The organism is Gordonia sp. Swx-4 (assembly GCF_030316175.1).
GTDB lineage: Bacteria > Actinomycetota > Actinomycetes > Mycobacteriales > Mycobacteriaceae > Gordonia > Gordonia alkanivorans.
The window spans coordinates 12,346-26,075 of the sequence record NZ_CP128197.1 but is presented as its reverse complement, the minus strand read 5'-3'; the positions used below and the strand labels follow the sequence as shown (position 1 = coordinate 26,075).

At 68.7% G+C, this 13,730-nt stretch carries 14 protein-coding genes; 7 read left to right on the top strand and 7 right to left on the bottom strand.

The window, feature by feature from the left end; translation table 11 throughout:
- Positions 1-23 precede the first annotated feature (23 nt).
- The gene (locus PWF70_RS00120) at positions 24-740 is read right to left on the bottom strand and encodes a rhomboid family intramembrane serine protease (protein WP_035753878.1); all 717 of its coding nucleotides are present in this window, start codon (positions 738-740) and stop codon (positions 24-26) included.
- Between the two features lie 215 nt (positions 741-955).
- Positions 956-1,477 (bottom strand): peptidylprolyl isomerase, encoded by a 522-nt coding sequence (locus PWF70_RS00115; RefSeq protein WP_005200422.1) that lies wholly within the window; start codon positions 1,475-1,477, stop codon positions 956-958.
- Positions 1,478-1,601: 124 nt separating this feature from the next.
- On the opposite strand from PWF70_RS00115, the gene PWF70_RS00110 reads away from it, so the two are divergent.
- The 3 genes from PWF70_RS00110 to PWF70_RS00100 all read left to right on the top strand — a co-directional run bounded on the left by PWF70_RS00110 (position 1,602) and on the right by PWF70_RS00100 (position 8,743).
- Positions 1,602-1,781 carry a hypothetical protein gene (locus PWF70_RS00110; protein WP_035754030.1) on the top strand — a complete coding sequence of 60 codons (180 nt, stop codon included), beginning with the start codon at positions 1,602-1,604 and terminating at the stop codon, positions 1,779-1,781.
- 543 nt (positions 1,782-2,324) lie between these two features.
- Entirely contained in the window at positions 2,325-2,951 is a 627-nt protein-coding gene (locus PWF70_RS00105; RefSeq protein WP_280073225.1) for a DUF4190 domain-containing protein, read from the top strand.
- A 305-nt stretch (positions 2,952-3,256) separates the two neighbouring features.
- Positions 3,257-8,743, top strand: a complete 5,487-nt coding sequence (locus tag PWF70_RS00100) for an ATP-binding protein (protein ID WP_006361187.1) — start codon at positions 3,257-3,259, stop codon at positions 8,741-8,743.
- A gap of 67 nt (positions 8,744-8,810) precedes the next feature.
- On the opposite strand, the gene rpsR is transcribed toward PWF70_RS00100, so the two are convergent.
- From rpsR to rpmB, 4 genes are read right to left on the bottom strand one after another with little or no spacing between them, the layout of a single operon-like run.
- Complete coding sequence (gene rpsR / locus PWF70_RS00095; RefSeq protein ID WP_006361186.1) at positions 8,811-9,065, bottom strand: 30S ribosomal protein S18; 255 nt, start codon at positions 9,063-9,065, stop codon at positions 8,811-8,813.
- 22 nt (positions 9,066-9,087) lie between these two features.
- On the bottom strand, positions 9,088-9,393 hold the full coding sequence (gene rpsN / locus PWF70_RS00090; RefSeq protein ID WP_005200415.1) for a 30S ribosomal protein S14: 306 nt from the start codon (positions 9,391-9,393) through the stop codon (positions 9,088-9,090).
- Positions 9,393-9,557 carry a 50S ribosomal protein L33 gene (rpmG, locus tag PWF70_RS00085; protein ID WP_005200413.1) on the bottom strand — a complete coding sequence of 55 codons (165 nt, stop codon included), beginning with the start codon at positions 9,555-9,557 and terminating at the stop codon, positions 9,393-9,395. Before rpmG ends, rpsN begins: the two co-directional genes overlap by 1 nt.
- A complete protein-coding gene (rpmB, locus tag PWF70_RS00080) occupies positions 9,557-9,793 on the bottom strand; it encodes a 50S ribosomal protein L28 (protein WP_035753882.1) in 237 nt (78 codons plus the stop codon). Before rpmB ends, rpmG begins: the two co-directional genes overlap by 1 nt.
- Before the next feature lie 94 nt (positions 9,794-9,887).
- Between rpmB and mrf the strand changes: the two genes are divergently transcribed.
- The 4 genes from mrf to PWF70_RS00060 are packed head-to-tail and all read left to right on the top strand — an operon-like array spanning position 9,888 to position 13,125.
- Positions 9,888-11,267: a ribosome hibernation factor-recruiting GTPase MRF gene (mrf, locus tag PWF70_RS00075; protein WP_035753884.1), complete on the top strand. Its 1,380-nt coding sequence runs from the start codon at positions 9,888-9,890 to the stop codon at positions 11,265-11,267.
- A gap of 31 nt (positions 11,268-11,298) precedes the next feature.
- Positions 11,299-11,547: a hypothetical protein gene (locus PWF70_RS00070; protein ID WP_006361183.1), complete on the top strand. Its 249-nt coding sequence runs from the start codon at positions 11,299-11,301 to the stop codon at positions 11,545-11,547.
- Complete coding sequence (locus tag PWF70_RS00065; protein WP_042378133.1) at positions 11,537-12,370, top strand: SDR family NAD(P)-dependent oxidoreductase; 834 nt, start codon at positions 11,537-11,539, stop codon at positions 12,368-12,370. The genes PWF70_RS00070 and PWF70_RS00065 overlap by 11 nt, the downstream gene beginning before the upstream one ends.
- A 35-nt stretch (positions 12,371-12,405) precedes the next feature.
- Positions 12,406-13,125, top strand: a complete 720-nt coding sequence (locus PWF70_RS00060) for a type 1 glutamine amidotransferase domain-containing protein (RefSeq protein WP_042378131.1) — start codon at positions 12,406-12,408, stop codon at positions 13,123-13,125.
- Between the two features lie 6 nt (positions 13,126-13,131).
- On the opposite strand, the gene PWF70_RS00055 is transcribed toward PWF70_RS00060, so the two are convergent.
- On the bottom strand, positions 13,132-13,701 hold the full coding sequence (locus PWF70_RS00055) for a TetR/AcrR family transcriptional regulator (protein WP_006361179.1): 570 nt from the start codon (positions 13,699-13,701) through the stop codon (positions 13,132-13,134).
- Positions 13,702-13,730: the final 29 nt, after the last annotated feature.

Here is a 13,730-nt window from a genome sequence, read left to right as displayed (position 1 = left end):
GCCGGCTCTCGACGCCTGGCCCGTCAGCGGATGTAGGTCAGTCCGTCGTAGGTGATCCCGCCGGCGACCCCCAGGCCGAGCGCGACGACGGCCAGCGCGGCGAGCGCGATCCAGCCGACCCGGCTGGCCGCCTCCGGGGTCCGACGCCTCTCCGGCAGGACCATTCCCGGGAGATAGACGATGGCGGCGGTGGCCGCGGCGCCGAAGGCGAGTCCACCGAGGTGCCCGAGGACCGAGATCCCGGGCAGCGAGAACGACAGCACCACGTTGAACCCGATGATCAACAGGACGGGCACCGGCGAGACGCGGGCCTTGAGGATGACCACCAGCATCGCGCCCATCAGGCCGTAGATGGCGCCCGAGGCGCCTGCGGTGAGGGCGCGATCGTTCTCGAAGAGCATGACGGCGGCACTGCCGCCCAACAGTGCGATCAGATAGACCGCGAGGTAGCGGGACATTCCCAGCGCGAGCTCGAGGTCGCGGCCCAGGATGTAGAGCGAGAGCATGTTGACGGCCACGTGCATCACGCTGAAGTGCAGGAAGCCGGACGTCAGCAGGCGCCAGTACTCACCGGCGGCGACGTCGCTCTTGAGGAGATCTCCGGAGCTGAATATGGTGGCGGCCCCGGGGTCGCCGAAGCTGCCCGCCTGAACGGCGCACAGCAGGAAGATCAGGATGTTGATCCCGATCAGGGTGTAGGTGACGTACGGCTTGCCCGCGGACAGGCGAGTGGTCGCCATCCGTCGCACTCCGCGGTCACCGAAGGCCGGCGTCTGTTGGAAGCCCCTCTGAACGCCACTGTCCCGAAGACATTCGAGACAGTGCTGGCCGACCGACGCCGGTCGAAGGCAGTCCGGACACGCCGGCCGCCCGCACCGGCTGCAGGACAGGCCGGTGGGGCGGTCGGGATGCCGGTAACACACCGCCCGTTGCGGGACGGTGTGTTCCGGAGAAGTCAGTTGACCTCGATCTTCTCGATGACGACGGCGTCGAGCGGACGATCCTGACGATCGGTCGACGTGGTCGCGATGGCGTCGACGACCTGCTGCGACTCGGGGTCGGTGACCTCGCCGAAGATGCTGTGGCGACGGTTGAGGTGCGGGGTCGGGCCGACGGTGATGAAGAACTGCGAGCCGTTGGTGCCCGGGCCGGCGTTGGCCATGGCCAGCAGGTACGGACGGTCGAACTGAAGCTCGGGGTGGAACTCGTCACCGAACTGGTAGCCGGGACCGCCCATGCCGGTGCCGGTCGGGTCGCCGCCCTGGATCATGAAGCCGGCGATCACACGGTGGAAGACCGAGCCGTCGTAGAACGGGCCGGAGTTGCCGCCGGATGCGTTCGGCTTGCTGTAATCCTTGCTTCCGTCGGCCAGGCCGACGAAGTTCTCGACGGTCTTGGGCGCGTGGTTCGGGAACAGGTCGACCTTGATGGCGCCGCGGTTGGTGTGGATGACTGCGGAGGTTTTCTGAGTGGTCACCCCTCCATCCAACCACTTGTGCAGTTTTCAATGGTCAAGACGTGGCTCTCGACCGCACATGCGCGCGCAGGGTCACATCGCCGGAGGTGGCATCGGCGGGGGCCGGGCTGGCACTCTGGTCGACATGCCGAAGAACTACCTCGTCGCCGCGTTGGCTGTGCTCGCAGCGGCGCTCACCGCCGGTGTCGGCGCTGTCATCCTGCGTCGTGCACGTCAGGATCCGCCGCCGGTCTCGCCGACCGTTCCCCGCGTCGAAGAGGTCCGTGAGGCCCTCGCGGAGAGCACGGAATCACAGGCCTCGTGACGACACCGCCGACGGTCGATCCGGGCGCCGGCGGCATCCACAGGTAATTTGAACACGTGACCTCAGACGACGAGCGCTCTCCGAACACGCCCACTTCCCTCGGTGGCGCGTCCGAGCGGGCACGCGAGCTGTGGTCGATGTCCGACGACGCGAAGCCCCGCGACCCCGAACCCGCCCGGCCCGGTCCGACCGGCCCCGGTTCTTCGGGCCCGGCTCCCACCGGTGGATCCCACGGCACCGCGCCCTGGGAGCGCGTACCGAGCGCGCCGATCAGCGCTCCCTCCCCGCCCCGCGGACGCGACCTGCCCGATTCGGGACGACCCGGCCCTCGCGGGCCCTTGCCGCCCGCGCCCGGTGGTCCGGCAGGCCCGGCATCGTCTCAGCGACCCGGTCCCCGCCCGGCGGTCCCCGTCCGCCCGGTCCGGGCGGCCCCGGTCAGCCCGCCGGCCCCGTCCGCAGCCTCCCCCGCGTCCGGCCGGCGCCTACACGACCGGCCCACGTCCGCGACCGGTTCCCGGCAGTTCGCCGGGCAACCCCGGACCGATGAATCCAGCCGGTCGCCCCCCGGCCGGACACCGCCCACCGCCGGGTACCAATCCTGTTGCGTCACAAGGGAATCTGCCACAGGGCAATCCGACGCAGAGGACCGGCGTTCCGGGACCCGACGCCCTCGGTGCCCGTCCGGGACCGGCACCGTCGCGGCCGGAACCTCCCCGGTCACGCCCTGCTGCGCTCGACGACGAGACCCGACGTTCCGACGCGGCCGACGCCACCATGTTCGTCAAGCCGCCGGCCGCTTCGGCAGCCCCCGCCAAGCAACACGACGACGAGACGCCCGGCTCCGACCACCACACGGTCTTCACACCCGTGTCCCAGGCCTACTCTGCAGACAACAACTCAGCATTCGAGGACGATCCGGAGGACAACGTGGCTCCCCAGTCCGGCCCACGCCTCAATCGCCTGGCCGTGTGGGCCCTGATCCTCTCGGGGCTCGGCATCACGTTCCCCATCGGACTCGTGCTCGGCTACCGCGCCCGTGGCCAGATCAGACGCACCCGGGGACAGTCCGGTCTGCCGTTCGCCGACGTCGCGATCTGGCTGGGCTGGGCGTACCTCGGCGTGTTGGTGTTCGGCCTGCTGATCTACAGCTGGATTCTCTTCGCCGCCTGACCCGCACCCGGCCGGTGCCGCAACCTTCGTGACCCCGGTCACAGTCGGTACGGCACGAATTCGCCGATCGGAGATCGCAGATCGGCACCGAATCGCAATCTGTTTCGGTAGGAAGATCTGATAGCCGAAAAGGGTCTCCACCCAGCACGTTCCCGGTCCAGGTGAGCCGCTGGGTCGCGACGACCCGATGCCGACGCGCGTGAACGTACTCGCGCGTAATGGCTTCGGTCCGCAACTATCGACCTGTTGAACCACCTCGCGTGTGCCGAACACATCCTCGGCACGACGAACCGAAGGAGTCGGTGATGTTCTCCCGAATCGCCATCGTCAACCGTGGCGAGGCCGCAATGCGCCTCATCCATGCCGTCCGTGGCCTGTCCGCCGAGACGGGGCAGCCGATCGAGGTCATTGCCCTGCACACCGATGTCGATGCCGCCGCCACGTTCGTGCGCGAGGCCGACATCGCGTACGACCTCGGTCCGGCGGCGTCGCGCCCGTACCTGAACATGAAGGTGCTCGAGCGCGCCCTCCTCGAGACCGGCGCCGACGCGGCGTGGGTCGGCTGGGGCTTCGTCGCCGAGGACCCGGTCTTCGCCGAACTCTGCGAGCGGATCGGCGTCACCTTCGTCGGCCCGTCGCCCGACGCGATGCGCAAGCTCGGCGACAAGATCGGCGCCAAGCTGATCGCCGAGGAGGTCGGCGTGCCGGTCGCTCCGTGGAGCCGCGGTGCCGTCGACACCATCGACGACGCGCTCGCCGCAGCCGCCGACATCAGCTACCCGCTGATGCTGAAGGCCACCGCCGGTGGTGGCGGACGCGGTATTCGCGTGGTCAACAACGACGAGGAACTGCGCGACGCCTACGAGCGCACCCGTGACGAGGCCGCCCGAGCCTTCGGCAGCGGCGTCGTCTTCCTCGAGCGCCTGGTCACCGGTGCGCGCCACGTCGAGGTGCAGGTCATCGCCGACGGTCAGGGCACCGCATGGGCGCTCGGCGTCCGCGACTGCTCGGTCCAGCGTCGTAACCAGAAGGTCGTCGAGGAGTCGGCGTCGCCCGTTCTCGGTGAGGAGCAGGTCGCCGAGCTGAAGGCTTCCGCCGAGCGCCTCGCCGTCGCCGTCGGTTACCGCGGTGCCGCCACGGTCGAGTTCCTCTACCACCCGGGCGAGAAGCTCTTCGCGTTCCTCGAGGTCAACACCCGCCTCCAGGTCGAGCACCCGATCACCGAGATCACCAACGGCTTCGACCTCGTGCGTGCCCAGCTGCACGTCGCCTCGGGCGGCAAGCTCGAGGGCGAGCCGCCGACCGAGCGCGGCCACGCCATCGAGGCCCGTCTCAACGCCGAGGATCCCGACCGCGACTTCGCTCCGGCGCCGGGACGCATCAACCTCCTCGAACTACCGGCCGGCCCTGGTATCCGCGTCGACACCGGCGTCAGCGAGGGCGACACCATCCCCGCCGACTTCGACTCGATGATCGCCAAGATCATCGCCTACGGCCGCGACCGCGACGAGGCACTCGGACGCCTCCGCCGCGCTGTGCGCGAGACGCGCGTGATCATCGCCGGCGGCTCGACCAACAAGTCCTTCGTGCTCGAGTTGCTCGACCAGCCCGAGGTCATCGACGGCAGCGCCGACACCGGCTGGATCGACCGGGTCCGTGCCGAGGGCGGCCTGGTCGCCAACCAGCATTCGGCGATCGCGCTCACCGCGGCGGCCATCGACGCCTACGAGGAAGAGGAGAAGGTCGAGCAGCAGCGCCTGATGTCGACCGCCTCGGGCGGCCGCCCGCAGGTCCAGCACGAGAGCGGCCGTCCCCTCGACCTGAAGCTGCGCGGCGCCAATTACCGCGTCCGCGTCGCCCGCATCGGCGCACACCGCTTCCGTGTGAGCATCGAGGCCGGCACCGAGACCCGCACCGCCGACGTCGAGCTCGAGCGCTTCGACGAACATGCCGCCCAGCTGGTGGTCAACCGTGAACGGTTCCGTCTCGTCACCGACACCCACGGACCCGTCCACCTCGTTGACGTCGACGGCATCACCCACCGCGTCAGCCGGGACGAGGGCGGCGTCGTCCGCTCGCCGGCACCCGCACTCGTGGTCGCCACTCCGCTGCAGGTCGGCGACGAGGTCGAGGCGGGCGCACCCGTGCTGGTCCTCGAATCGATGAAGATGGAGACCGTGCTGCGCGCACCGGTCCGCTCACGGCTCAAGGAGAGCCTGGTGTCGGTCGGCACCCAGGTCGAGACCGGCGCGACGCTGCTGCGTCTCGAGCCGCTGACCGAGGACGACGGCGACGAGGCCCCGGAGGAGGTCGCGGGCGTCGATCTCGACCTGCCCACCGAACCCGAGGTCGAGGCGCACGAGCGCACCACCCGCACCCAGGAGGACCTGCGTGCGCAGCTCCTCGGCTTCGACGTCGACTCGAACGAGGCCACCCGTCTGCTCGACGACTACCTCGCCGTGCGCCGTGCCGTGATGGCCAGCGGTCGCCGGCCTCTCGCCGACGAGCTCGAACTCATCACCGTGTTCGCCGACCTCGCCGAGCTGAGCCAGAACCGCCCGTCGAGCGACGAGCTCGGCGTCGAGCACGTGCACAGTGCCCGCGAGAACTTCCACACCTACCTGCAGAGCCTCGACGTGGAGCGCGACGGGCTCCCCGCCGCCTTCCACGACCAGCTCAGCCGGGCGCTGCGTCACTACGGCGTCACCGAGCTCGACCGGACCCCGGAGCTGGAAGCCGCGGTCTTCCGCATCTTCCTGGCCCTGCAGAACCCGGCCGGATCGGTCACCGTCATCACCACCCTGCTGCGGGAATGGCTGCAGGAGCCGACGCCGCGCGACGAACTGCGCGACGACGTGGGCCCCGCCCTCGACCGACTGATCGCCGCCACCCAGATGCGCTACCCGGCCATCGCCGACCTCGCCCGCGGTGTCGTCTACGCCTGGTATGGCCAGCCGCTGCTGCTCCGCGACCGTGCCCGCGTCTACAGCAACGTCCGCAAGCAGCTGCGCTACCTCGACGAGAACCCGAACGCCGCGGACCGCGACGAGCGAGTCGACAACATGGTGCGCAGCACCGAGCCACTCGTCCGCCTCCTCGGTCAGCGCATCGAACGCGGCACCACCGACAACCAGGTGATGCTCGAGGTCCTGACCCGTCGCTACTACGGCAACAAGGGTCTCTCCGACATCCGCAACCACGAGGCCGGTGGCACCACCTTCGTCGTCGCCGACCGTGACAGCGGCAGTCTGATGTCCGCGGCCGTCGGTTTCGCGGGCCTGCCGGCAGCGCTGAACGGTCTCGGCGAACTCGCCCGTGGCGCCGCCGCGGTCGACGCCGACATCTACCTCAGCTGGGAGCAGCAGCCGAGCGGCTTCGACGCCCTCGCCGAGACCCTGCACGAGACCATCTCGAACGCCGCACTCCCACCGCAGGTCCACCGGGTCACCATCACGGTGGCCGGCCGCGGCGACGCGCGAATGCATCATCACGTCACCTTCCGTCAGTCCGCGACCGGCATGGCGGAGGAACGCCTCATCCGCGGTCTGCACCCGCACATCGCGCAGCGGATGCGGATGGAGCGGCTGCGGAAGTTCGACCTCACCCGACTCCCGTCGGCCGACGACGAAGAGGTGTACCTCTTCCGTTGTGTCGCACGGGAAAACCCGTCCGACGAGCGACTCATCGCCTTCGCCCAGGTCCGCGACCTCACCGCGGTCCGAGAGCCCGGCGGACGTCTGCTGACGCTTCCCACCGCCGAGGCGACACTCGCCTCGTGTGCCGACTCGATCCGCCGCGCCCAGCGCGGGGCGGCCCGGCCGTCGAGCACCAACCGGATCGTCCTCTACGTCTGGCCGCCGATCGACGACGACGCGTCGATCCTCGACACGATCGCCGATCACATCAGCGGAGTCACACGCGGAATCGGCCTGGAAGAGGTCCAGGTGATCGCCCGTCGCCGCAATCCCGACTCCGGCGAGCTGACCAAGGTCTCGGTGCACTTCTCGCTCACCGCGACCGGCGAGTTCGAGGTGAAGGTCACCGCACCGACCGACGCGCCCATCGAGCCCGTCGACGAGTACCGCCAGAAGGTCAAGCGCGCCGCGGCACGCAACACCGTCTACCCGTACGAGCTGGCCGAGATCCTCGGTGACTTCACCGAATACGACCTCGACGCCGAGCATCGCCTGGTCCCGGTCGACCGGCCCAAGGGTCGTAACACGGCGGCGATGGTCGCCGGTGTCGTGACCACTCCGACCGAGAAGTTCCCGGAGGGCGTCACCCGCGTGGTCCTGCTCGGTGATCCGACGAAATCGCTTGGCGCACTGTCGGAACCGGAGTGCAGCCGCGTCATCGCCGCGCTCGATCTCGCCGAGCAGATGCAGGTGCCGCTCGAGTGGTACGCACTGTCCTCGGGTGCCCGGATCTCGATGGACTCCGGTACCGAGAACATGGACTGGGTCGCCCGCGCACTGAAGCGCGTCGTCGAGTACACCCAGGACGGCGGCGAGATCAACATCGTCGTGGCGGGTATCAACGTCGGTGCGCAGCCGTATTGGAACGCCGAGGCAACGATGCTCATGCACACCAAGGGCATCCTGGTGATGACCCCCGATTCGGCGATGGTCCTCACCGGCAAGCAGTCGCTGGACTTCTCCGGCGGCGTCTCGGCCGAGGACAACTTCGGCATCGGCGGCTTCGACCGCGTCATGGGCCCGAACGGCCAGGCACAGTATTGGGCGCCGAATCTCGGTGCGGCCCGCGACGTCCTGATGTCCCACTACGAGCACACGTACGTGCTGCCGGGCGAGGGCACCCCGCGCCGGGCGGACACGGCCGATCCGTCGGACCGCGACGTCTCGGACTACCCGCACGTCCTCGCGGGCAGCGACTTCACCACGGTGGGTCAGATCTTCTCGCGCGAGCACAACCCGGATCGCAAGAAGCCCTTCGACATCCGCACCGTCATACGCGCCGTCGCCGACCAGGACCACGTCGTCCTGGAACGCTGGGCGGGCATGGCCGACGCCGAGACGGCCGTCGTGTGCGACGTCCACCTGGGCGGCATCCCGGTGTGCATGCTGGGCATCGAGTCGCGTGAGGTCGCGCGTCGTGGCTACAAGCCGACCGACGGTCCGGACACCTACACCGCCGGCACGCTGTTCCCGCAGTCGTCGAAGAAGGCCGCCCGGGCGATCAACGTGGCCAGCGGGAATCGTCCGCTCGTCGTGCTCGCGAACCTGTCCGGCTTCGACGGTTCGCCGGAGTCGATGCGCAAGCTGCAGCTCGAGTACGGCGCCGAGATCGGTCGCGCGATCGTCAACTTCCGCGGCCCGATCGTGTTCTGCGTGATCTCGCGCTACCACGGCGGTGCGTTCGTGGTGTTCTCGAAGGCTCTGAACCCGAACATGACCGTGCTGGCCATCGACGGTTCGTTCGCCTCCGTGCTCGGTGGCGCGCCCGCCGCCGCAGTGGTGTTCGCCGGTGAGGTCGCCAAGCGCGTCGCCGCCGATCCGCGCGTCCGCGAGCTGGAGACGAGCGTCGCCGAGTCCTTCGGCACCGATCGCTCGAGCCTGAACGCCGAGCTCGCCGACATCCGGCAGTCGGTCCGTGCGGAGAAGATCAGCGAGATCGCCGCCGAGTTCGACAAGGTGCACAGCATCCAGCGCGCCGTCGAGGTCGGTTCGGTCGACGCCGTCATCCGCGCCGAGGAGCTGCGCCCGCGGATCATCGGTGCGATCGAGAACTCCCCGGCCTGGGGCAAGAAGGACTCGCACGCCGTGAGTTCTTGACACACAACGCAATTCGCCGCCCCCGGTTCGAATCCGAACCGGGGGCGGCGTTGTGCTGTGTCGGCACCTAGCGTGAGTTGTACGGCAGTAACGCCATCTCCCGGGCGTTGCGGATCGCGGTGGCGACCTGGCGCTGTTGCTGTGGTGTGAGGCCGGTCAGCCGTCGACTCCGGATCCGTCCCTTGTCACTGAGGAACTGTCGGAGAAGTTGAACGTCTTTGTAGTCCACCGGGTTCCGGCCGTCGGTCCGGATGCCGAGCGCGGACAGCTGATTCTTCTTGCGGGCCGGACGTTCGTCGTCGCGGCGTGGTCTGCGTTTCATGAACGCCTCCTGTTCGGGTCTTTCACCAGCTGGATTTGTGGATGCCGGGCAGCTCACCGCGATGCGCGAGTTCGCGGAACCGCACCCGCGACAACCCGGCCTTGCCGATGTAGCCGCGGGGCCGGCCGTCGATGGCGTCCCGGTTGCGCAGGCGCGTCGGGCTGGCGTCGCGTGGCAGGGCGTGCAGGCGACGCTGGGCCTCCGCCCGTTCGGCGCCGGTGGAGTCGGGTGCGACGATGGTCCGCTTGAGTTCCGCGCGGAGGTCGGCGTATCGGGCCACCACCTCGCGACGCTGTTCGTTGCGGACGATCTTGGACTTCTTCGCCATCAGCGGTCCTCCTTGAAGTCGACGTGGGCGCGGATGACCGGGTCGTACTTGCGGAGCACCATGCGATCCGGATCGTTGCGGCGGTTCTTCCGGGTGACGTAGGTGTAACCGGTGCCGGCCGTGGACCGGAGCTTGACGATGGGTCGGATCTCATTGCGCGCCATCAGATCTTCTCCCCTCGTGCACGCATGGTGCGCAGCACGGATTCGATCCCGTACCGGTCGATGGTCGAGATCCCCTTCGCACTGACCCGAAGGGTGATGTACCGCCCCTCGCTGGGTACGAAGTACCGCTTGCGCTGGATGTTCGGGTCCCAGCGACGAGACGTGCGTCGATGGGAATGCGAGACCTGCTTACCGAAGCCCGGTTCGCGCCCGGTGACTTGGCATCGTCGTGACATGCCGTCCTCCTTATTGACAATGATTGGCATTAGCGTCGTCGACACGTTACCGTCGACCAGACCTAAATGGAAATGATTCTCAATAGTCTGGAGTGTGGACGTGGCCGACCTGAATCCCGAGGACGGGCAGATGCGATTCCTCCCTGCCGACAACCGAACGCCCGTCATCCTGGTGACCGGCCTGGACCGACCCACATCTCGCCGGATCGGAGACGCGTTGACGTCCGATCCCGGCACGGTGCAGGTCCACCACGACCTCAGCGGAGTCGGGGACGGGCGCGTGATCCGGACCCTGACCTGGCGGGAATCCGACGGCCGCCGCCGTGAGGTGGTCACGGTGATCGAACTCGCTCACGGTTGTGTGTCGTGCACGCTGCGCGAGGATCTGCTGCCCCTGCTCAGACGGCTTCACCGGCGATCGTCGGTTCGACGCATCGTCCTCACCCTCGACCCGATCCTGGAACCGGAACGGATCGCGTGGTCCATCGAGCATGTGGTCGTCGACGACGAGCCCGACACGCCCGCGGCACCGGCGGCCCTCGACGTGCGGGTTGAATCGACGATTGTCTCTGTCGCAGAGGAACTGTGGCTGCACCATGCGACGGGCGATCTCGGGTTGTGCGAGGTGTTGCCCGTACCGCCCGACGACGAGCGCACCCTCGCACAGGTTGCGGTGGGTCAGGTGGCCTTCGCCGACGCCCTCGTCGTCGTCGGCAGCGATCCCGCCGCCCGGGACGCCTGGGAGTCCGCTCGCCTCATGGCGGTCCTCAAGCGGTTGTCACCGAGGGCGCCGATGATGTTCGAGTTGCCGGAGCGGCCGCTCACTCCCCTGCTCGTCGAGCAGCTGGTCGCCGCGATCCCGCCTTCGTCGCGGCGCGGGCGCATCGACGGGCCGCACGACCCGCTCCTGGTCGACCAGCCTTCCCTCGATCCCGACTGCGGTGTCACCTGGATGGAGTTCCACACCGACCGGCCCCTGCACCCGGGCCGCCTGCACGATGCGATCGACTCACTGTTGGACGGAGTGGTCTGCGCACGAGGACGCCTGTGGGTCGCGACCCAGCCGGACGAGGCGCTGTGGCTGGAGTCGGCCGGCGGCGGGCTACGCGTCGCGCCGGGTGGTCGGTGGCTCGCCGCGATGGACGACGACGAGCTCGCCCGGGTCTCACCCGAACGGAGAGCACTCGGGGCCTTGCGTTGGGACGACACGTTCGGGGATCGCCACTCTTCTCTGGTGGTGCTCGTCCACCGCGGCGACCCCGACGAGATCGACGAAGCGCTGCGTGCCGCCTGCCTGAACGAGGTGGAACTGGCCGCGGGACAGGATTTCTGGGACACCTTGGACGATCCGTTCGGCCGGTTTCACGCGGACCCGTGCGACGACGTCGACGTCGAGGCGCCGATGGTCGACGCCCCGGCCGCCGACCGCCGATCCGGCAACGGGCGAACCGAGGACCACCACGACGACCGGTGACGTTTCGCCGATCCTCAGGCATGGTGGAGGGATGGCCGACAACGAGCAGCCCGAGTGGACGACGACCGAGGACGACCTGAAGATCGACCCCGACATGCCCGAGCAGCCCGCGGAGCGTGATGGTCCGGACTCGGTGCTGCCCACGTCCGGCGACGCCCCCGTCGGTGAGACCAAGCGCATCGAGGAGGAGAGGGCTGCTTACGACGCGGCGCCGGCCGACACCGATGCTCCGAAGGATCACGCGGTCGGCGGATCGGAGGGCACGGCAGATGGCCAGTGAGAAGCGGACCATCGTCCTCACCGGTGCCAGCGACGGCATCGGTGCCATCGCGGCCCGCGCGCTGTCCGGACCGTCGACGAATCTGATCCTCGTCGGCCGGTCCCCGCAGAAACTCGCGCCCATCGCGGCCGAGACCGGCGCGACGTCGTTCACCGCCGACTTCGCCGACCTCGCCCAGGTGCGTGATCTGGCCGCGCAGATCTCCGGCAGCGTCGAGTCCATCGACGTCCTGATGAACAACGCGGGCGGCACCTTCGATCACAAGGACCGCACGGCGGACGGCCACGAGCCGAACTTCCAGATCAATCATCTCGCTCCGTTCCTGCTGACCCACCTGCTGCGCGACCGGCTGGCCGCGGCCGGCTCGTCACTGGTCCTGAACACGGCGAGCGTCGGCAATCTGGCCGGCAGCGTCGACTTCGACAATCTCGACTTCGAGAAGCGCCGAGCGCTGGCCCTCCGCCCCTACGGCACGGCGAAGTTGATGAACATCCTGTTCACCCGCGGCATCTCACAGCGGTGGTCCGACGACAAGATCTATTCCGCCGCAGTACATCCCGGTCCCGCCGCGACGAGCTTCGGACGCGACTCCCGGTTCGTCGGACTCGCCTATCGCTCACCGATCACCCGATTGGTGACCATCACTCCCGAGCAGGGCGCCGCACCGCTGATCGCCCTCGCCGAACGCGGTGCGGATCCGTCGGTCAACGGCGTGTACTTCAGCCGGCACAAGCCGAACGGGCTCGAGAACCGGCAGGCACACGACCAGAAGCTCATCGACGGACTGTGGGAGAAGTCAGCGGAACTCACCGGGCTCAACTGACCCGCCCCGGGTCACCCCAACCGAAGGAGCGCAAGATGACGCACAACATCCTCTTCGTCATGACCGGCGCCGACGCATGGACGCTGAACGACGGATCGAGTCACAAGACCGGCTTCTGGGCCGAGGAGGCGGTGGCACCACTCGAGGTGTTCCGGGAGGCCGGATACCCGGTCACCGTCGCGACCCCGGGCGGCGTGCGTCCCCCGGTCGACGAGGGCAGCCTCAGCCCGGATGCGGTCGGATCCGTGGAACGGGCCGAAGAGATCCGGAACGTGCTCGACACCGCCCCCGAACTGCAGAAACCGATCGCCCTGACCGACGTGAACGTCGCGGACTACGACGCGGTGTTCGTACCCGGCGGGCACGGGCCGATGGAGGACCTCGCGGTGGACGCTGACGCGGGTGCGCTCCTCATCGCCGCCGACCAGGCCAAGAGAACCATCGGCATCGTGTGCCACGGACCCGCGATCCTGTTGGCCGCCAAGGGCGAGGACGGCGTGAACGTGTTCTCCGGTCGTACGGTCACCTGCTTCGGCAACGCCGAGGAGCAGCAGGCCGGACTCGCCGACAAGGCGCCCTGGCTACTCGAGAACCGGCTCACCCATGAGGGTTTCAAGGTCACGCTCGGCCTGCCGTGGACGGTGCACACCCAGGCCGACGGCAACCTGCTGACCGGACAGAACCCGGCGTCGTCGGAGAAGCTGGCCCGCGAGGTCTTGCACCGCGTGAAGAAGGTCGCGGAGGAATCCGCGTAGCGGCCTCTAGGCCGGGAGCAGTCCGTCGACCAGCGCGTCGACGATGTCGTCGAGCGATTCCTCGGGCATCAGCGGTCCGGTCAGCCGGTCGAGGACCAGGCCGTCGACGGCGTAGTGGAAGAGCGCGATCTCGCGAGCGGACCCGGGCAGGCCCGCCTGCTCGTTGAACGCCACGTCGCCGGCGAAGCCCGTTCGACGCCATTCCCCGATGATCTCGGCGACCTCGGGTCGGCGGATGCCCTCGAGTCGTAATTCGATGAGGGCGATCGTCACCTCCCGGTTGGCGAGGAGTCGTTCGACGATGTTGCGAAGATACTCCGCGAACAGCTTCTGACTGGGCGACTGGCCTGCCCGTGCGGCGATGAACTCGTCGCTGGGCGCCAGTCGCTCACCGATGCGCTCCACGAGCCCCTGGAGCAACGCTGCGCGGTTGCGGAAGTAGTTCGTCGTCGTGCCCTGCGGAACGCCCGCCTCCCGGTCCACGGCGCGATGGGTGAGTCCGCGTGCGCCCGCTGTCGCGAGCACCGTCAGTCCCGCGTCGGCGAGGGCGCGGCGTCGTTCGTCGTTTCGGGCCATAGCGAAAACGATAGCGCCGACCACTGCAG

What these genes read in the sequence shown, in the direction of transcription:
- PWF70_RS00065 (WP_042378133.1), top strand. Translation starts at nt 11,537, where the DNA reads ATGGCCAGTGAGAAGCGGACCATCGTCCTCACCGGTGCCAGCGACGGC.
- rpsR (WP_006361186.1), bottom strand. Translation starts at nt 9,065, where the DNA reads ATGAAACGCAGACCACGCCGCGACGACGAACGTCCGGCCCGCAAGAAG.
- PWF70_RS00060 (WP_042378131.1), top strand. Translation starts at nt 12,406, where the DNA reads ATGACGCACAACATCCTCTTCGTCATGACCGGCGCCGACGCATGGACG.
- rpmB (WP_035753882.1), bottom strand. Translation starts at nt 9,793, where the DNA reads ATGTCACGACGATGCCAAGTCACCGGGCGCGAACCGGGCTTCGGTAAG.
- PWF70_RS00100 (WP_006361187.1), top strand. Translation starts at nt 3,257, where the DNA reads ATGTTCTCCCGAATCGCCATCGTCAACCGTGGCGAGGCCGCAATGCGC.
- PWF70_RS00120 (WP_035753878.1), bottom strand. Translation starts at nt 740, where the DNA reads ATGGCGACCACTCGCCTGTCCGCGGGCAAGCCGTACGTCACCTACACC.
- PWF70_RS00070 (WP_006361183.1), top strand. Translation starts at nt 11,299, where the DNA reads ATGGCCGACAACGAGCAGCCCGAGTGGACGACGACCGAGGACGACCTG.
- PWF70_RS00055 (WP_006361179.1), bottom strand. Translation starts at nt 13,701, where the DNA reads ATGGCCCGAAACGACGAACGACGCCGCGCCCTCGCCGACGCGGGACTG.
- PWF70_RS00105 (WP_280073225.1), top strand. Translation starts at nt 2,325, where the DNA reads ATGAATCCAGCCGGTCGCCCCCCGGCCGGACACCGCCCACCGCCGGGT.
- rpmG (WP_005200413.1), bottom strand. Translation starts at nt 9,557, where the DNA reads ATGGCGCGCAATGAGATCCGACCCATCGTCAAGCTCCGGTCCACGGCC.
- PWF70_RS00110 (WP_035754030.1), top strand. Translation starts at nt 1,602, where the DNA reads ATGCCGAAGAACTACCTCGTCGCCGCGTTGGCTGTGCTCGCAGCGGCG.
- rpsN (WP_005200415.1), bottom strand. Translation starts at nt 9,393, where the DNA reads ATGGCGAAGAAGTCCAAGATCGTCCGCAACGAACAGCGTCGCGAGGTG.